The following is an 18,663-nucleotide window of genomic DNA, read 5'->3' as shown; positions in this document are numbered from 1 at the left end:
CGCCCACTCCGACCGGGAGTGGGCGCCTTTTCGTTGGACTACCTGCGCCGCTTGGACTTCGGCGGCTTGGCGTGCTTGGACTCCGCGCGGGCGGCCTCACGGCGCTCGCGGCGGGTCGTGCCGTCGTCCACCCGGCCGCCGTACTCCTCGGCGTCGCTGTGCTTCGCGGCGTGGCCGCCCTCGTCCGGGCCGGAGTAGGTGAGGCCGCCGACGTCGCGCTGGTCGATGCCCTTGGCGCGCAACGCCGCCGGGGCGCCGCCGTTGACCGGCTCGTCGACCGGGCCCGCGGGGGCGCCGGCGCCGACCGGGGACTGCAGGCCGGGGGCGACCCCGACGCCCTGCGGCTGCGGCTGCTGCACCTCGACCTGCAGGTTGAACAGGAACCCGACCGACTCCTCCTTCAGGCCCTCCAGCATCGCGGCGAACATGTCGAAGCCCTCGCGCTGGTACTCGACCAGCGGATCGCGCTGCGCCATGGCCCGCAGGCCGATGCCCTCCTTGAGGTAGTCCATCTCGTAGAGGTGCTCGCGCCACTTGCGGTCCAGCACCGACAGCAGCACCTGGCGCTCCAGGTTGCGCATGCTGCCCGAGCCGGCCAGGTCGTCGATCTCCTTCTCGCGGCGACCGTAGGCCTGGTGGGCGTCGTCGAGCACCGCCTCGAGCAGTTCCTCGCGGGTCAGGTCGCCGACCTCGCCGGTGGCGTTCTCACCGGTCAGATACTTGTGGTCGATGCCGATCGGGTACAGCGTCTTCAGCGCCGTCCACAGCTTCTCCAGGTCCCAGTCCTCGACGTAGCCGTCGGCGGTGGCGGCGTCGACGTAGGCCGTGACCACGTCCGTGATCATGTTCTCGACCTGGCCCTCCATATCCTCGCCGGACAGGATGCGCTGGCGCTCGGCGTAGATGACCGTGCGCTGCTGGTTCATCACCTCGTCGTACTTCAGAACGTTCTTGCGGATCTCGAAGTTCTGCTGTTCGACCTGGGTCTGCGCGCTCTTGATGGCCCGGGAGACCATCTTCGCCTCGATCGGCACGTCGTCGGGCAGGTTGAGCCGGGTCATGATCGACTCCAGCGCGGCGCCGTTGAACCGCCGCATCAGCTCGTCGCCCAGCGACAGGTAGAAGCGGGACTCGCCCGGATCGCCCTGGCGGCCGGAGCGGCCGCGCAACTGGTTGTCGATGCGGCGCGACTCGTGCCGCTCGGTGCCCAGCACGTACAGGCCACCGGCCTCGCGCACCCGGTCGGCGTCCTCCTCGACCTGCTGCTTGACCCGTTCCAGGGCCGGGAGCCAGTTCGCTTCGTACTCCTCCGGCGTCTCGACCGGATCCAGGCCCTGGCGGCGCAGCAGGGTGTCGGCGATGATGTCCGGGTTGCCGCCGAGCACGATATCGGTACCGCGACCGGCCATATTGGTCGCCACGGTGACCGCACCGGGGCGACCCGCCTCGGCGATGATCTGGGCCTCCTGCTCGTGGAACTTGGCGTTGAGCACGTTGTGCGGGATGCCGCGCTTGGTGAGCAGCTTCGACAGGTACTCCGAGCGCTCCACCGAGGTGGTACCGATCAGGACCGGCTGGCCCCGCTCGTGCCGCTCGGTGATGTCGTCGGCGACCGCCGCGAACTTCGATTCCTCGGTCTTGTAGATCAGGTCCGACTGGTCCTCGCGGACCATCGGCTTGTTGGTCGGGATCGGCACCACGCCGAGGTTGTAGATCGAATGCAGCTCGGCCGCCTCGGTTTCGGCGGTACCGGTCATACCGGACAGCTTGTCGTAGAGGCGGAAGTAGTTCTGCAGCGTGATGGTGGCCAGCGTCTGGTTCTCCGGCTGGATCTCCACTTTCTCCTTGGCCTCGATGGCCTGGTGCATGCCCTCGTTGTAGCGGCGACCGACCAGGATGCGGCCGGTGAACTCGTCGACGATGATCACTTCGCCGTCGCGGACGATGTAGTCCTTGTCGCGGACGTACAGCTCCTTGGCCTTGATGGCGTTGTTCAGGTAGCTGACCAGCGGGGAGTTGGCGGCCTCGTACAGATTGTCGATGCCCAGTTGGTCCTCGACGAATTCGACGCCCTGCTCGTGCACGCCGATGGTGCGCTTCTTGATGTCGACCTCGTAGTGCACGTCCTTCTTCAGCAGCGGCGCGATGCGCGCGAACTCGGCGTACCACTTGGAGGAGGCGTCGGCGGGGCCGGAGATGATCAGCGGGGTGCGGGCCTCGTCGATCAGGATCGAGTCGACCTCGTCGACCACGGCGAAGTTGTGCCCGCGCTGGACCAGGTCGTCCAGCGAATGGGTCATGTTGTCGCGCAGGTAGTCGAACCCGAACTCGTTGTTGGTGCCGTAGGTGATGTCGGCGTTGTAGGCGGCGCGGCGCTCGGCCGGGCTCATGCCGGACAGGATCACCCCGACATCCAGGCCGAGGAAGCGGTGCACGCGGCCCATCCAGTCCGAGTCGCGCTTGGCCAGGTAGTCGTTGACCGTGACGATGTGCACACCCTCGCCGCTGAGCGCGTTGGTGTAGGCGGCGAGCACCGAGGTCAGGGTCTTGCCCTCACCGGTCTTCATCTCGGCGATATTGCCGATATGCAGCGCGGCGGCGCCCATCACCTGCACCTTGTAGGGCTTCTGGTTCAGCACCCGCCAGGCCGCCTCGCGCGCGACCGCGAAGGCCTCCAGCAGCATCTCGTCCAGGGACTCGCCGTCGGCGTAGCGCCGCTTGAACTCCTGCGTCTTGGCCCGCAGCTCGGCGTCGGTGAGATCGGCGTACTCGTCTTCCACGGCAAGCACGTCGTCGGCCAGCCGCGCGAGCCGCTTGACGACGCGGCCCTCACCAATCCGTAGCAACCTCGTCAGTGTCAGCGCAGGCACGGGTCTCGTCAGTCCTCTGGGTCGGTGTCGTGGTCTCGCAGTGCTACATCCTCGGCTCCCGCGGGCGGGGTCCGGTACCCGGATGCCGCAGCAACGCCCATGGTAATGCGGCCTCCATGGTAGGTGCCGCCCTCACCGGCAACCGCGGCACGGCCGTCACCGCAACCGCAGCGCGGTCAGGCGCCAGTCACCTCGCCGCGCGACGATGCGAGCCGCCACCGCGAAGCGCCGGTTGCCGCGATCGTAACCTCCGAAGACCTCCGCGGTGCCGGGCGCCACGATCGTCGCCCGCACGGATACCAGCTGCGCCGCGCCCAGCCGACGGTCGGCGGCGCCGGTGCGGGTCAACGTCTCTACCGCGGCCACCACCGTCGGCTCGGCCACCGGCCGCAACTGACCGACCGGCCGCCGCCCGTCCAGCACCTCCAGCGCCAGGCGCAGCGACCGTTCGGCGAATCGCCTTGCCGCCGAACCGGTTTCATCCGAGGAGGCGTACGATGTAGAGCGTCCGTCATGCGGTGAGCGGCGTGGTGTGCCGGTCGCGGCTCCGAGCCCGAGCACGCGACGAGAGCCGGGTTGACGACCGCGGGGTTGATGACGGCAGGGCAGCGTTGCCCGGCTCGCCGGATCGCGCCGCGCCGGATCGCCGGAATCCTGGGGATTCCCCAGGCGCCGCGCACCCTCCAGCGGCGGCTCGAAATTCGGCGCGAGTGACAGTGAACGGCGTTGGCTGCGCATGGACTTCCCCCAGACAGTCGACTCCCCCTGACATGAATCGGACCAGCATGCCACGGAACCCGCCACGGATGAAGGGTTTCCCCGGTATCGCGACATGTCCCACTCGCCGCGCCCGAACGGTTTGTGTGACCTCACAATGGAGCGGGTATCGGAAGGAGCACCGGACAGCGTGATCACGAGATTGACGCCGCAGGACGCGTCGTTCTACCGGCTCGAGTCGAGCAGCAATCCGATGCACATCGGCTCCCTCGCGATCGTGCGCGATCCCGCCCCGGGTGAGGATCCCGACCGGCTCCCGCTGGACTACGACCGGCTGGTCGAACTCGTCGAGAGCCGCCTGCCGCTGGTGCCGCGCTATCGGCGCCGGGTGCGCGAGATCCCCCTCGCGCTGGGCAGGCCGGTATGGGTGGAGGACAGCCACTTCGACATCACCTATCACGTGCGCCGCTCCGCGCTGCCCGACCCCGGCACCGACGAACAACTGCACGACCTGGTGGCCCGGCTGGCGTCGCGTCCGCTCGACCACACCCGGCCGCTGTGGGAGATGTACCTGATCGAGGGGCTGTCCGGCGCCCGCCGGGCGGTGTTCACCAAGACCCATTCGGCGCTGGTCGACGGCAGCTCCGCGCTCGAGATCGGGCACGTCATCCTCGACGCCCGTCCCTCCCCGCGCGAGGTCGCGGGCGATGCCTGGGTCGCGCGCCGCGAACCGAGCGAGGTCGCGCTGCTGGCGATGGCCATGGTCGAGCTGGCCGGGCAGCCCGGTGAGGCGCTGGAGGTGCTGCGGCAGGCCGGAGCCGGTGCGCCGTCGTTCGTCCGCGCCGCCGGGAAGACGGTGGGCAAGATGGTCTCGGCTGTCCGCACCGCCGCCCTCGGCTGCCCGGACAGCCCGTTCAACGCCCGCACCTCGCGCAACCGCCGCTTCGACGTGGTGCGGACCGATCTGGAGGACTACCGCAAGATCCGCAGGCGCTTCGACTGCTCCATCAACGACGTGGTGCTGGCGGTGGTGACCGGCGCGCTGCGCATCTTCCTGCAGGCCCGTGACCAGGTGCTCACCGAATCGGCGGTGCTGCGCACGGTGGTGCCGATGTCGGTGTACGTCGAGGGACCGCGCGGCGATCAGCTCAAACCGGCCAGCGAGGTGTCGACGTTGCTCATCGACCTGCCGGTGGGCGAGCCGAATCCGGTGATGCGGCTGTCCCACATCGCGCACGCCACCGAGGCGCACGCACGGCACGGGCGCGGGGTGCGGGCCCGGACGCTGGTGCATATGGCCGGTTTCGCTCCCGCGAGCCTGCACGCGATGAGCGTGCGGGCGGCGAGTACGTTCGCGGAGCACACGTTCAATCTGGTGATCACCAATGCGCCGGGTCCGCAGCAGCCGATGTACATCGGCGGCGCGCGGATGCTGGAGATGTACCCGGTGTCGCCACTGCTGCGCAACCAGGCCTCGAGCATCGGGATCACGTCCTACGACGGACACGTTTTCTACGGTCTCAATGCCGATCGCGATGCGATGGCCGATATCGGAGTACTGTCCGCGGCAGTGCACGAATCCATGGAGGAGATGCTCGGTGCCTGCGTCCAGTGAGTCCGGCAACGCGAAGCTACGCGTGTACGTCCCCGCGACTGTCCCGATGCTGCGGGAACTGGTGGCCGAGCGGGAACTGCGCGCACTCAACGACACCGCCTTCGCGGTGACCCCGACGCTGCGCGAGGCGTACGCCTCCGGCGACGACGAGGAACTCGCCGAGGTCGCCATGGGCGAGGCCGCCCGCGCCTCGCTGCGCCTGCTCGCCGAGGAACGCGAGGCGGCGGCCCTGCACGCCGACGAGGACAACCCCGACACCCCCTACTCCGCACCCCTGTACCGCCGCGCCGTGATCGCCGCCGACGTCAAGGGCGCCACCCTGCGCCCCGACCTCGACGACGCCGTGGTCCGCCTGTCCGCCCCGATCACCTACGACCAGATCGCCTCGGTACACGTCGACCTGGCCGAGGCGGAACCGGCCGTGGCCAAAGCCGTCGACGTGGTCGACGCCGCCGACCTGGGCGACGAGGACGCCGAATTCGTCCTGGGCGACGCCGAGGACCACCAACTGGCCTGGTACGCCACGCAGGAACTGCCGTTCCTCCTGGAGCTGATGTAGCTCACCCTGTCGTCCCGGCGTCTGCCGGGGCGTAGACCTGACGACGTAACCTACGATGCCGTAACCTTGGTCCGAAGGTTGCGCCCGCTGGCGCCCGAGCATCGTCAAACACAGGGAAATGAGCATCCGCACGATGGTCCTGAAATCGGTACAAGGTGTCCGGGCATGGCTGGAGGCCCCGGTCGCCGAGGCGAAGATGGCCGGGCGGACCCGGCTCAACGCGTTGCGCGGCGCGGCGGCGCGTGTCACCACCCCGCTGCTGCCCGACGACTACCTGCACCTGGTCAATCCGCTGTGGTCGGCGCGCGAGCTGCGCGGCCGGATCGTCTCGGTGCGCAAGGAGACCACCGATTCGGTCACGCTGGTGATCAAGCCGGGCTGGGGCTTCGATTTCAAGTTCACCCCGGGCCAGTACATCGGCATCGGCGTGCTCGTCGAGGGCCGTTGGCATTGGCGCTCGTATTCGCTGACCTGCCCACCCGATTGGACCCACGGGTATTCGGGCCCCTCCGGGGGTCGTTCCCAGCGGCTGATCTCCATCGCGGTCAAGGCGATGCCGGAGGGCTTCCTTTCCAGCCACCTGGTCAACGGCGTCCCCGAGGGCACCGTGGTCCGCCTCGCCGCGCCGCAGGGCGGGTTCGTGCTGCCGGAGCCGCCACCGGCGAAGGCGCTGTTCCTCACCGCGGGCAGCGGCATCACGCCGGTCATGGGCATGCTGCGCACCCTGGACCGGCGGGGCAACTGGCCCGATGTGGTGCACGTGCACTCGGCGCGCACCGCCGACGACGTGATGTTCGGCGCGGAGCTGCGCACGCTGCACGACAGGCATCCGGGCTTCACCTCACATCTGCACCTGACCGGCGAGCAGGGCAAGTTCGCGCTGTCCGGACTGGACGAGCTGTTCCCCGATTGGCGCGAGCGCGAGACCTGGGCGTGCGGCCCGCTGGGGATGCTCGACGATATCGAAAAGCACTGGGCGGCAGCGGGTCTGAGCGACCACCTGCATGTCGAGCGGTTCGAGGTGGAACGTTCGGCGGTCGGCGAGGGCGGCACCGTCACCTTCGCCCGCAGCGGCCGCAGCGCGCAGATCGACGGCGCCACCACGCTGATGCAGGCCGGTGAGGACGCCGGGGTGCAGATGCCGTTCGGCTGCCGCATGGGCATCTGCCAGACCTGTGTGGTCACACTCACCGACGGGCACGTACGCGATCTGCGCAACGGCGCGGAACACCAGGCCGGGGAGAAGATCCAGACCTGCGTCTCCGCCGCCGCGGGCGACTGCACCCTCGATGTGTAGTCCAACGCACCGCAGTCCGTAAATGCGGGTTCGGAGAAACCGGATACCCTCGAAAGAAGTCTAGAGCAGGGAGACGCGGTGGCCATCACCGATATCAAGGCGTTCGCCCATCTGACGGCAGCCGATATCGAGACCCTGGGGCAGGAACTCGACGCGATTCGCCGGAACGTGGAGCAATCGCTCGGCGAACGCGACGCCAAGTACATCCGCCGCACCATCCGGGCACAGCGCGTGCTGGAGGCGGCCGCGCGCGCCACGCTGTTCGCCGGTAAGAACCGGTGGGCATGGGTGGCCGGTACCGCCATGCTGTCGGTGGCCAAGATCATCGAGAACATGGAGCTCGGGCACAACATCAGCCATGGGCAGTGGGATTGGATGAACGATCCGGAGATCCACTCCACCACCTGGGAGTGGGATATGACCGGCACCTCCGGGCAGTGGAAGCGCGCGCACAACTACTCCCACCACACCTATACCAACGTGCTCGGCAAGGACGAGGACCTGGGCTTCGGCATCCTGCGGATGACCCGCGACGAGCAGTGGCGGCCCATTCACCTGTTCCAGCCGATCGGCAACCTGATCCTCGCCGCGACCTTCGAGTGGGGCATCGCCCTGCATGACCTGTCAGCCGAGAAGGAACAGCTCGACGTCCCTCGCATGCAGGTGCTGTCCGAGCCGAACAAGGCGTTCTTCCGCAAGGCCGGTCGGCAGGTCGCCAAGGATTTCGTGATCTACCCGGCGCTCACCGGCCCGGCCTGGAAGCAGACGCTGCAGGCCAACGCCACCGCCAACCTGGTCCGCAATCTGTGGGCATACGCGGTGATCTTCTGCGGCCATTTCCCCGACGGCGCCGAGAAATTCACCGAGGAACATTTCGAGAACGAGACCCGGGGCGAGTGGTACCTGCGGCAGATGCTGGGCAGCGCCAATTTCCAGGCGGGCCCGGCGATGGCGTTCATGAGCGGCAATCTCTGCTACCAGATCGAGCACCACCTGTTCCCGGACATCCCCAGCAGCCGCTACCCGGAGATCGCGGTCGCGGTGCGGCAGCTGTGCGACAAGTACGACCTCCCCTACACCACCGGTTCGCTGGGCAAGCAGTACCTGTTGGCGTTCCGGACCATTCACAAGCTGGCGCTGCCGGACCGGTTCCTGCGCCGCACCGCCGACGATGCGCCCGAGACCTCCTCCGAGCACAAATTCGCCGGTCTCACCCTGCCGAGCCTGCCGAGCGGGTCCGTGTCGAACACTCTGTCCCACTGGCCCGGGGTGGATCCGCTGACCGGACGCCGCCGCGGGCTGCGGTCGGCTCTCGTCGAGGCGAAGGTGGCGCTGAAGGAGAAGGCGCGCCAGGAGAAGGAGGCGCTGCGCGAGGCCAAACAGGCCCTGCAGGACAAGGCGCGCCAGGAGCAGCAGGTGCTGCGCCAGCGCGCCCTGCGCGAACGCGCCATTCGGCGGGTACGGCGCCGTCGACGTGCGGTTTAACCACATCTTGGTCACGATCACAATGCGGCGTACGCCACAGTTGTGAATCGATCCGGAGACAACCTACGGAGCCGTAACCTACGGTAGTGTAACCGGCATGGCGATCTCGGATGTCAAGGAATACGCACACCTCACCCCGGAGGACGTGCAGGCGATCGGCGCGGAGCTGGACGCGATCCGACGCGACATCGAGGCCTCCCGGGGCGAGAGCGACGCCAGGTACATCCGCAACGTGATCCGGCTGCAGCGCGCCCTCGAGATCTCCGGCCGCGTGGTCCTGTTCGCCAGCTTCTTCCCCCCGGCCTGGCTGGCGGGGACGGCGCTGCTGAGCACCGCCAAGATCATCGAGAACATGGAAATCGGCCACAACGTCATGCACGGGCAGTGGGACTGGATGAACGATCCGGAAATCCACTCCTCGTCGTGGGAGTGGGACAACGTCGGCCCGGCCGCGCACTGGAAGATCACGCACAACTTCCTGCACCACAAGTACACCAATGTGCTGGGCATGGACGACGACATCGGCTACGGCCTGCTGCGCGTCACGCGCGACCAGCGCTGGTCGCCGTTCTACTACGGCCAGCCGGTGTACAACCTGCTGCTGCAGATGTTCTTCGAATACGGCGTCGCCATCCAGCACCTGGAGCTGGGCAAGGTGGCCAAGAAGAAGTGGCCCGCCGACAGCCCGGAGCGCAAGCAGTTCGAAGCGGACCGACGCCTGGTGCTGAAGAAGGTCGGCAGGCAGGTCGCCAAGGACTACCTGATCTTCCCGCTGCTGACCGGCCCGGCGTTCTTCTCCACGCTGACGGCCAACCTCACCGCCAATATCGTGCGCAACGTGTGGACCAACGCGGTGATCTTCTGCGGCCACTTCCCCGACGGCGCCGAGAAGTTCACCAAGAAGGACGTCGACACGGAGACCCACGACGAGTGGTACCTGCGTCAGATGCTCGGCAGCGCCAATATTTCCGGCGGCCCGCTCATGCACTTCATGACGGGTAACCTCTCGCATCAGATCGAACACCACCTGTTCCCGGACCTGCCGAGCAACCGGCTCGCCTCGATCGCGGTGCGGGTGCGCGAGATGTGCGACAAGTACGACCTGCCCTACACCACCGGCTCGCTGCCGGTGCAGTACGCCAAGTCGTGGCGCACCATCATCAAGCTGTCGCTGCCCAACAAGTACCTGCGCCGCACCGCGGACGACGCCCCGGAGACCAGGTCGGAGCGCGCCTACGGCGGCGCCACCACGATCGACCCGTCGACCGGCCGCCGCCGTGGCCTGCGCACGGCCCTCGAGAAAGGCAAGCGCCGCGTCGCCGCGGCCGCCCGCACCGCCACCGCAAGCTGAACCCTCCCCCAGCCCTTCTCGCACCCCACGCATGCTGCCGCACCCTGTGCGCGCGTTGTAGCGGGTGCGGGAACGAATGCGGGGTGCGGGAGGGGCTGAGTGCGGTGCGGAGTGCCTGGTTGGATGGGGTCGTGGTAGCGGAGACCAGCATCTATGACGTGATTCGGCGGCGGCGGGACGTGCGGGCGGAGTTCACCGGGGAGATCGTGGACGATGCCACGCTGCTGCGGATTCTCGATGCCGCGCATCGGGCGCCGAGCGTGGGCAATTCGCAGCCATGGGATTTCGTGGTGGTGCGCGAGCCGCGGACGCTGGCGCGGTTCGCCGATCACGTCGCGGACAAGCGCCTCGAGTTCCGAGATGCGCTGTCGCCGGAACGGGCCCGTACCTTCGAGCCGATCAAGATCGAGGGAATCACGGAGAGCGGCACCGGAATCGTGGTCACCCACGACGACGCCCGCGGCGGCCCGCAGGTGCTGGGCCGAGCCACGGTGCCCGAAACCGGGCTCTACTCGACAGTTCTCGCCATCCAGAACCTCTGGCTGGCCGCGACCGCCGAGGGCATCGGCGTCGGCTGGGTCAGCTTCTACGATGCCCCGTTCCTCACCGAACTGATGCGGCTCCCCCCGGGCATCCGCCCCGTCGCCTGGCTGTGTGTAGGCCCGGTCCACGAGTTCCAGGAGACACCGGACCTGGAACGGTTCGGCTGGCGCACCCGCCGCCCGCTCGACGAAGCGATCCACTGGGAACACTTCCGCCCCTGAGCCTTCCTCGGCCCGCCAACGCGAATGTTCCTAGCACGGGCTGCTCCTCGTAGGTGGGCGCGGGCTCAGGCTCAGACGCGTTCGAGGACGGCCGAGGCGCCGATGCCGCCCGCGGCGCAGATGCCCAGCAGGGCGGCGCTCTTGCCGGAGAGGGCGAGTTCGTTGGCCATGGTGGTGACCATGCGGGCACCGGTGGCTCCGAAAGGATGGCCGAGGGAGACCGAGCCGCCGTGCACGTTCAGGATGGCCGGATCGATCGTGCCGACCGCGGTATCGCGGTCGAGGCGGGTCTTGGCCCACTCGTCGCTGCCCAGCGCGGCCAGCACCGACAGCGTCTGCGCGGCGAATGCCTCGTGGATATCGACGAAATCGACGTCAGCGAGCGCCATTCCGGCCTTGTCCAGGGCGCGCGGCATGGAGATCGCCGGGCCGATCAGCACCTGGTCGCGCGGGTCGACACTGACGTAGCTCCAGGACCGGAACGCCGCCAGCGGTTCCAGGCCCAGCGACCGCGCCTTCTCCTCGCTCATCAGCAGCACCGCCGAGGCTCCGTCGGTGAGCGGGCTGGCGTTGCCCGCCGTGACCGTGCCGTTCTTCGCGAAGACCGGCGGCAGGGTGGCCAGCTTCTCGACGCTGGAGTTCGCGCGCACCAGGCCGTCGCGGGTGATCGACTTGCCTTCCGGGGTAACCACTTCCAGCACCTCACGGTCGAAGCGCCCGGACTCGATGGCCGCCGCGGCCCGATGGTGCGAGCGGGCGGCGAACTCGTCCTGTGCGGCACGGGTGACGCCGTGGATACCCGCCATCTTCTCCGCCGACTCGCCCATCACCTCGCCGGTGGTGCGCTCCTGGATCTTGGGGCGCCGGGGCACGATATCGGTGAACGGCGCCAACTGCGCCACGGCCGACAGGTAGTCATTCGGCTTCGGCTTGCCCAGCGCCAGCGGCGCCGCCGCGTGCACGACCTTCTGCGGCAGCTTGACTTCGGCATTGCTGGTGGAGTCGCTGCCCCCGGCGATCATGACGTCGTACTCGCCGCGCTCGATGGCCGCCGCGGCCGCGGTGACCGCCTGCAGCCCCGAGGCGCAGGCACGGGTCACGGTGTAGCCCTCGCACCCCGGGTCCAGCCGCAGATCCAGCGCGATCTCCCGCGCGATGTTCGGCGCCGCGCTGGGCAGGATCACCCCGCCCCACACGATCGCCTGCACCTGGTCCTTCGGCAGCCCAGCCCGCTCCAGCAACCCCGCGACCGCGGCATCGGCCAGGTCGATGGAGTCCATCCGGGTGTAGTCGGTGAACGCGCGCACGAACGGCGTCCGCACCCCGGAGACGATGACGGCGCGACGAGCACCCTTGGTTGCCATGGATAACACCTTTCGAAGGACCACCTGGCACCAAACTTACTCTGAAGTAAGAAGAAAATCGAGACACGGTGTCACAGACAAGTCCCCTCCGTGGCGGCAACTCAGCCCGGCGGCGGTACCGACATCAGCGCGGCGTAGTAGTCGCCGGTGAACGACTCACCCACCGGCCTGCCTTCGGCCTCGACCCAGGAATGCGCGGCGACCGGCGGCAACCTGCGAACGCCGACGCGCCAGGTCGGCCACTGCCCCCGGGTTCGGCAGAGCAGCGTGATCGCGATCGATCGCAGCAGGCAGGAACGGGGCCCGACGCACGCGTAGCTGATCGCCGCGACCTGCTCGTACGCCAGGCACGTGTCGTGGTAGGTCGCGGGTGCGGCGGAGGTCCGGAGCAGCATCAGCACCGCGCGAAGGCGCGTCGGCTTCAGCTTGGCCAGCACCCGGGCGACGGCGACCAGCAGGTGGATCTTCGCCCGCTCCCGCACCGGAACCAGGGCGGGGTCGTGAAACATCGAATGCTGTGTGGTCATGGTCGTGCCCTCAGCAGCTTGGCGCCGCGCAACTCGCCGAGGAGCGACCGCAGATCGTCCAGCGCCTCCTGCTCGCCGACGTCGTACTTTTCGGCGACGGCGGCAGCGGCGGTAGTCAGGCTGCCCGACCTGACGAACTCCTGCAGACCCAGCACGGCCGTGCCGTTCAGCCCCCAGTAGACACCGCTCTTCTCATCGAGCAGCATGACGCCGTAGTCCGTCTCGGCCAGGGAGACGGTGTCCAGGAACAACGAATTCATGACGGCACACTTTCGCGATCGAGTCCGCGGCGAGTCGCCCATCGTTTCTCGGTCTGCAACCACGCCTCCACGGCGATGGTCAAGTCGAGCGATGTGCGATGCCTTTCTATCAGCAGGGGCTGTTCACACAGTTGCCGAAATATCACGGGGTCGATTATTCCGAGTTCGGCGAGCCGCGAATTCTCCATCATGGCGAGGATGTCGTCACGGTGCTGCCGCAGGCCGCGGGCCACGGCCGCGCTGGTATTGGCCTTGGTGCCCCGATGCAGGGTCGATTCCGGCACGATTCCCGCCATCGCCTCGGCCAGCAGCGGTTTATAGCGCCGAGTATCGACCCGGTCCACCGGGCGCACGGAAAGGGCGGCGTCTATCACCGCATCGTCGAGGTAGGGCGCCGCGATCGGAACGCCGATTCTCCGGGCGAACTGCTGGCACAGCCGCGCGCCCCGGGCGGCGCCGTACAACTGCTCCAATGCCTGATGTAATCCGCGATCTGGCGATACCGGCGTCGCGTCGCGGGAGCAATCGATCACGGCGGTGCGGACCGTCTCCGATGCGGCGGCGGTAAGCCACGGCGGCGATATGATTCCCAGCCCCCACGTAATGGCCGGATCGGGGGTGCGGGGCGGGACGGAGGTGATGGCATTCGCAACGTTGTTCAGATGGCGTGCGTACGAATGATTATCGGCCATTTGCAATCCGACCCGCCACAGCGGATACCGGTGTTTGGCCGCCCAGCGGCGCGCCGTACCGATCGTCGACAACGGATTCGTCCGGACTGTCGAATGCAGCCACCCCCAGCTGACGCGCAGAATTTCGTCACCGCCGATGCCGCTGAGCCTGACCTGTGCGCCCGACTCGACATTGCGGTGACACACCGCCTCCAATTTCGATTTGTTGACCTGCACGATGCACGGCTCGTCGAATCGGTCGCTGGTGTCCAGGATCCCGTCGTAGGTCATCGGCATGTCGTCCGGGTCGAGGACGATATGAGCCACGTCGCCCAGCGCATCGACGGTCTTGCGCGCCCATCGGACATCGTCGTCCAGATCGTCGGGGCTGCCCGCGGTGACGGCCACCACCCGTGCGCCACCTCTGGCAGCGAGGCAGCACAGCGCCGTCGAATCGACGCCACCGAGATCGCACACCACCGTGCCCTTATCGGCGACCCGCAGGTCGACGGCATCGACCAACCGTGACCGCAGCAGTTCCGCACCCTGCGTCAGCGAGAGTTCGGCGGGCGGCGGGCACCACCACCGATGGTGCTCCACGCGGCCGTGCCGATCGAACTCGACCTCGTAGCCGGGGCACACCACCTCGACGCCGGACCAGACGGAACGAAACGACAGCGTCCACGGCACGACGTACAGCAGCAGGAGGGCGAGCTGCCGCTGGTCGATTTCCGAATCCGCGAGCGTGGCGATCACGTCGGCGCGGTCGCTCGCGACGGTGACGCCGTCCACGACGGAATGGAAGACCCTGCGCACGCCGGAGGCCGTACCGCGTACTCGCACACACCCCTGGCGCACCCCGAGCACGTGAAAACTACCGGCCGGCGGCTCGGTTCGCCGCGCGCCGCGGAGAAATAATCCGGCGCCGATACCGGCGAGCCGATTCAGCTGTAATGCGTGCTCACCGATCGCGGCGAATACGCCCTCGCCTGTTCGGGTCACGGTGATTTCGGAATCCACCCAATGACCCAGAATCCACGGCCGCCCGCTCGGATGGGAAACTTCCCGGACATCACCGTACTCCGCGCGCACTCTGGTAGCGACGTTATCGGCCCCCTCACCATCGGCAAGAGTGACGAACCATGACGACACACTCGATGGAGTATTCATTGCTCCCCCGCCGTAATTTCATCGAGAATTGAAAAGAACGAACAATCCGTGGCTCCGCTACCCTGGCGGTCCGGAGCCACCGATTGCCGACCGTCACATCAGTGCGGCCTTATATCAGTGTGGCCAGGGTTGATCCACGAACGGGAATTCGGGCAAGAAGCTCGAGAAGCCCTCGGTGACATCCTCGAAACTGCCGATTCTCAGCAGCATCGGTCGTTCGTATGCGAGCATGATATGACTCCTTATACGGCGTGCGTACAGCACAAATCAAGCCATGAAGCTTACCGCTCGGCTAATCGATGAAATCTCAGACGCGCGACATAGGCGCATATAGTGAACTCCCCTCCCCTCGGTCACAAGCCGAGCAAGACCATATTAGCGCACTTCTCACAAAATCAAAGACCCTCGGCGAGAATCGAGCGGCGGGGCCGAGCACATGGCTGAGGGCCGACGGCACACGACCCCCGGCCCTGAGCATGGGTCTCCGCGTACGCGGCCGGTTCGACCCGGGTGCGCGGAAGACGAGGCAGCCTCGCTACGTGAGCCTGATCAGGCCGTAGTCGAAGGCATGGCGACGGTAGACCACCGACGGACGGTCGGTCTCACGGTCGTGGAAAAGGAAGAAGTCGTGACCGACGAGCTCCATCTGGTACAGGGCGTCGTCGACCGACATCGGTGTGGCGGAATGGACCTTGGTCCGGACAATGTGGCCCGGCCCCGCGTACTCGCCGGATTCCGGTTCGGCGGAACGGTGGTCGTGCGCGGTGGACCCGTTGGCGCCGGTGGCCAGCGCCTCGTCCATCAGTGTGGCCGTGGCCTCCGCCACGGACAGGGGAGTCTTCTCTCCGTAGTGCACCCGCCGCCGGTCCTTGCTGCGGCGCAGCCGACTCTCCAGCTTCTCCACGGCCGACTCGAGGGCGGCGTAGAAGCTGTCGGCGCACGCCTCGGCGCGCGCGACCGGGCCCTTGCCGCGGGCGGTGATCTCCACGCGCTGACAGCTCTTGCGCTGGCGACGATTGCGTTCGTGGAACAGCTCGACATCGAACAGGTGGATCGATGGGTCGAAGCGTTCGAGTCGCGAGAGCTTCCCCGCGACGTGGATGCGGAAATGATCGGGGACCTCGACGTTGCGGCCTTTCACCACGACGTCCGCACGAGGCGCCCTGGGCCGGTCCGCCGCAGGCTGCTCGGCGCCGTTGCGCTCGGAGTCGAACGCAGAGCCGTAACGGGCCGAGGAATCTGCTTTCACTGAAGGTCGTGAAGTCGTCACGCGTACCTCCCGGATCTGGCCGCACAACCGTGTCATGTGCGGCGGGATTCAACCGTGCCGAGCTGGAACCGGATGGCCGGATGGCCGGGATTCGGGGCCGGGGAAACTCGGCACGAAGACGTCCGAGGCGCCACCTCCAAACTCTGGGTTCGGGTGTCAGATCGCTCTGTCAGCAACGCTATTACGCCAGCGATCCGTCCGCCAGTGTTCACGCAAATTTCAAGGATTCAAGCGGCACATGTCACCAGTACCGCGCACGCCGACACCCCGGCTCGCGTGAGCACCCGCACCGACTCACCGGCGGTGGCGCCCGTGGTGATCACGTCGTCCACCAGCACTACCTCAGCGTTCGAATCCGCGAGCGGATCGGGCAGCGAACCGCCCCGGATCATGATCCGCCCACGTAGATTGTGCCGCCGGTCGCTCGGCCCGAGCCCGACCGAGTCCCGCACCCCGCGCCGCATCGCCAATACCGGCGTGACCTGGCAATCCGGCAGCCAACTCGCGGCGACCCGGGCGGCCCGAAGCACCGGATCACCGCCGCGGCGCCGCGCGGCCACACCGCGACTCGGCGCCGGTACCAGCAGCAGCGTCCGATCGCTGTCCCGCAACCGATCCAGGCCCCTGGCCAGAGCCAATCCCAGCGGGGCTGCCAGGTCCCGGCGGCCGCGATCCTTGGCCGCGACCACGGCACGCCGACCCGCGCCCGCGTAGGGACCCAGCGCCCAGCACGGCACCCCGGGGTCGGCGCGCGGGCGCACCCGGATCGGCGGGCCCGCCAAGCTCGCGGCGCACCCGGCGCACCATCCCGTTCCGAGCGTCCCACAGCCGCCGCATGCCCGCGGCAGGATCAGATCCAGCAGTGCCCGCACAGGTCGAGTGTGCGGCAGGGCACCGACAGATCCGGCCGACCGTTCCGGCATGCCTCAGCCGGGTAGCACCGGCGTCGCGTTGGCCCCCAGTCCCTGCACCTCGCGCCAGAACCGCTCGGTGCCCGGCTCGGCGGACTGCAGCTGCATGACCGCGCGCGAGTCGGTGATGTACTGGGTGTCGAGCGATGCGCTGACCACGCGGACCGGCGGAGTCAGGTTCTGGCTGGTCACCGGGTTCGGCTGGGAGCCATCGATCAGCACCGTCTGGACCGGGTCGACGCTGCCCTCGCGGGCCAGCATGATGGTGTCGCCGTTGAGCCAGTCCAGCGAGACCGCCGAGGTGCTCAGGCCCATCGCGATCGGCAGCGGCGAGGTCAGCGCGAACTTCCCGTCCGGCTGCGGTACCACCACGACCACATAGGCCTTGCCGCCGGCGATGATCGCCGCGCGGGCGCCGGTGCGGGACATGCGCAGCTCGGTGATGGGGGTGCGCAGCATCGGCTCGGACGCCGAGGCCGGGGTCGAGAACAGTGCCGAGGTGTCCACGTCCTGGACCGACACGTTTCCGGTGTTGCGGTCGTGCACGGCCCGAACCACGCGTTCGCCGTCGATCACCGACCACGCGGAGGTGCCGTCCGTGGTCCACGACGGCCGGGTGAAGGTGTTGCCCTCGGCGACCGCCAGGGCCGTGCCGTCGTAGCTGCCGATGACCAGGGTGCGCGACGGCTCGGGGGCGGGCCTGCCGCTGTCGGCGACCGCCGCGACCAGTTGCCCGTCGGGCGTCAGGGCCACCGACTGCAGATTCCGCGCCGCGCCGAAATACCCCGGCGCCGCGACGATTCCGTTGTCGGTGACCTTCATCAGCGCACCGTCGCGCACCGCGTGCAGGCCGATCTTGTTGTGCGCGTTGGCAGTCGGACTCATGGCGTTGACATCCGCCACCGACCATCCGGTCCCGGCGTACCGCTCGTCGAGCGGCTTGCCGTCTGCCAGCAACACGTAGGGGCCGAGGATCTCGGCATTCGACAGCGTCAGCACCACCTGCGACGCCAGCAACTCCCGGCTGCGCTGATCCAGCGCCGACGCACCGGCGAAATCTATTCGCACACCGCCCAATCCGACGCCGACACCATCGGTATCGCCGTTGACCTTCGTGACGCCGCCGCGCAGCGAGACCGAGCCCGACAGCACATTGCGCACCGCGGGCGCCAGCGCCGGTTGCGGCCCCTCGGTGAGCAGCGACAGCAGCCGCTGGGTGAGCTGGTCCTTGCGCACCGAGACCCAGCGCAGATCGGGGACCATGGAGGACCCGGCGGCGTTGGAGAAGAACAGCGGATAGCGGCGGTAGGCCTTGTCGAACGCGGTGGATTCCATCACCACGCCGGAGGGCAGTTCATCGATGCGCCACTCGTTGCCGACCTTGGTCATCTCGATCTTGTCCTCGAGCGTGGTGTCGACCGCCCGGTACGAGCCGTCGGCCTCGAGCTCACCGATCTTGTGCGCCCGGATCCGGTAGGTCGCGGACTCGCTCGACCGTGATTCGCGCAGCGTGTCCGGCTTCTCGACGATCACGGTACTCGCGGCGTCGTCCCAGTTCGCCGCGGCCGCCGGGGTCAGGTACTGGCGGGCGGTCTGGTGCCGATTGGACGGATCCGCGGTGGCCTGCAGGAAATCGCGGAGCAGCAGATCCGGGTCGCGGCCGCCGATCGGTGGCGGTGGACCGGCCGAGGTGGGCTCACGATCGATGGTGCCCAGGGCCTGCGGCGGTGAGGAATCCGGCAGATTCGCGCACCCGGCCAGGGTGACCACGGCCAGCAGCATGCCGAGCACGGCACGCACCACGATCCAGCGGCGGCCGGACGGCCGCATGG

At 68.1% G+C, this 18,663-nt stretch carries 16 protein-coding genes; 6 read left to right on the top strand and 10 right to left on the bottom strand.

The annotated features are described in order from the left end of the window. Window positions 1-38: 38 nt before the first annotated feature. Window positions 39-2,870 (bottom strand): preprotein translocase subunit SecA, encoded by a 2,832-nt coding sequence (gene secA / locus ACYVLQ_RS28570; RefSeq protein WP_460700612.1) that lies wholly within the window; start codon window positions 2,868-2,870, stop codon window positions 39-41. Between the two features lie 156 nt (window positions 2,871-3,026). Beyond that, window positions 3,027-3,608, bottom strand: a complete 582-nt coding sequence (locus tag ACYVLQ_RS28565; protein ID WP_460700611.1) for an Rv3235 family protein — start codon at window positions 3,606-3,608, stop codon at window positions 3,027-3,029. A 169-nt stretch (window positions 3,609-3,777) separates the two neighbouring features. Between ACYVLQ_RS28565 and ACYVLQ_RS28560 the strand changes: the two genes are divergently transcribed. The 6 genes from ACYVLQ_RS28560 to bluB all read left to right on the top strand — a co-directional run bounded on the left by ACYVLQ_RS28560 (window position 3,778) and on the right by bluB (window position 10,658). Further along, the gene (locus ACYVLQ_RS28560; protein ID WP_460700610.1) at window positions 3,778-5,202 is read left to right on the top strand and encodes a WS/DGAT/MGAT family O-acyltransferase; all 1,425 of its coding nucleotides are present in this window, start codon (window positions 3,778-3,780) and stop codon (window positions 5,200-5,202) included. A gap of 46 nt (window positions 5,203-5,248) precedes the next feature. Next, window positions 5,249-5,761, top strand: a complete 513-nt coding sequence (locus ACYVLQ_RS28555; protein WP_460700728.1) for a DUF6912 family protein — start codon at window positions 5,249-5,251, stop codon at window positions 5,759-5,761. A gap of 133 nt (window positions 5,762-5,894) precedes the next feature. Then, the gene (locus tag ACYVLQ_RS28550) at window positions 5,895-7,058 is read left to right on the top strand and encodes a ferredoxin reductase (protein ID WP_460700727.1); all 1,164 of its coding nucleotides are present in this window, start codon (window positions 5,895-5,897) and stop codon (window positions 7,056-7,058) included. A gap of 78 nt (window positions 7,059-7,136) precedes the next feature. Next, window positions 7,137-8,543: a fatty acid desaturase family protein gene (locus ACYVLQ_RS28545; protein WP_460700609.1), complete on the top strand. Its 1,407-nt coding sequence runs from the start codon at window positions 7,137-7,139 to the stop codon at window positions 8,541-8,543. A gap of 97 nt (window positions 8,544-8,640) precedes the next feature. Further along, window positions 8,641-9,894 (top strand): fatty acid desaturase family protein, encoded by a 1,254-nt coding sequence (locus ACYVLQ_RS28540; protein WP_460700608.1) that lies wholly within the window; start codon window positions 8,641-8,643, stop codon window positions 9,892-9,894. A gap of 131 nt (window positions 9,895-10,025) precedes the next feature. Continuing rightward, on the top strand, window positions 10,026-10,658 hold the full coding sequence (gene bluB / locus ACYVLQ_RS28535) for a 5,6-dimethylbenzimidazole synthase (RefSeq protein ID WP_460700607.1): 633 nt from the start codon (window positions 10,026-10,028) through the stop codon (window positions 10,656-10,658). A 71-nt stretch (window positions 10,659-10,729) separates the two neighbouring features. On the opposite strand, the gene ACYVLQ_RS28530 is transcribed toward bluB, so the two are convergent. The 8 genes from ACYVLQ_RS28530 to lpqB form a co-directional block, all read right to left on the bottom strand. Continuing rightward, a complete protein-coding gene (locus tag ACYVLQ_RS28530; protein ID WP_460700606.1) occupies window positions 10,730-12,022 on the bottom strand; it encodes an acetyl-CoA C-acyltransferase in 1,293 nt (430 codons plus the stop codon). Window positions 12,023-12,123: 101 nt separating this feature from the next. After that, complete coding sequence (locus tag ACYVLQ_RS28525) at window positions 12,124-12,549, bottom strand: lasso peptide biosynthesis B2 protein (protein ID WP_460700605.1); 426 nt, start codon at window positions 12,547-12,549, stop codon at window positions 12,124-12,126. Next, window positions 12,546-12,809: a lasso peptide biosynthesis PqqD family chaperone gene (locus ACYVLQ_RS28520; RefSeq protein WP_460700604.1), complete on the bottom strand. Its 264-nt coding sequence runs from the start codon at window positions 12,807-12,809 to the stop codon at window positions 12,546-12,548. Before ACYVLQ_RS28520 ends, ACYVLQ_RS28525 begins: the two co-directional genes overlap by 4 nt. Beyond that, window positions 12,806-14,482, bottom strand: a complete 1,677-nt coding sequence (locus ACYVLQ_RS28515) for an asparagine synthase-related protein (protein WP_460700603.1) — start codon at window positions 14,480-14,482, stop codon at window positions 12,806-12,808. Before ACYVLQ_RS28515 ends, ACYVLQ_RS28520 begins: the two co-directional genes overlap by 4 nt. A 282-nt stretch (window positions 14,483-14,764) precedes the next feature. Continuing rightward, window positions 14,765-14,881 (bottom strand): lasso RiPP family leader peptide-containing protein, encoded by a 117-nt coding sequence (locus ACYVLQ_RS28510; RefSeq protein ID WP_460700602.1) that lies wholly within the window; start codon window positions 14,879-14,881, stop codon window positions 14,765-14,767. A 304-nt stretch (window positions 14,882-15,185) separates the two neighbouring features. After that, on the bottom strand, window positions 15,186-15,899 hold the full coding sequence (gene hpf / locus ACYVLQ_RS28505) for a ribosome hibernation-promoting factor, HPF/YfiA family (protein WP_460700601.1): 714 nt from the start codon (window positions 15,897-15,899) through the stop codon (window positions 15,186-15,188). A gap of 248 nt (window positions 15,900-16,147) precedes the next feature. Next, window positions 16,148-16,843, bottom strand: coding sequence for a ComF family protein (locus ACYVLQ_RS28500; RefSeq protein WP_460700600.1), 696 nt, complete (start codon window positions 16,841-16,843; stop codon window positions 16,148-16,150). A 3-nt stretch (window positions 16,844-16,846) separates the two neighbouring features. After that, window positions 16,847-18,661, bottom strand: a complete 1,815-nt coding sequence (lpqB, locus tag ACYVLQ_RS28495) for an MtrAB system accessory lipoprotein LpqB (protein ID WP_460700726.1) — start codon at window positions 18,659-18,661, stop codon at window positions 16,847-16,849. Window positions 18,662-18,663: the final 2 nt, after the last annotated feature.

The sequence above is a fragment of the Nocardia thraciensis genome (assembly GCF_054782435.1).
This window is presented reverse-complemented; position numbering and strand designations above follow the sequence as displayed.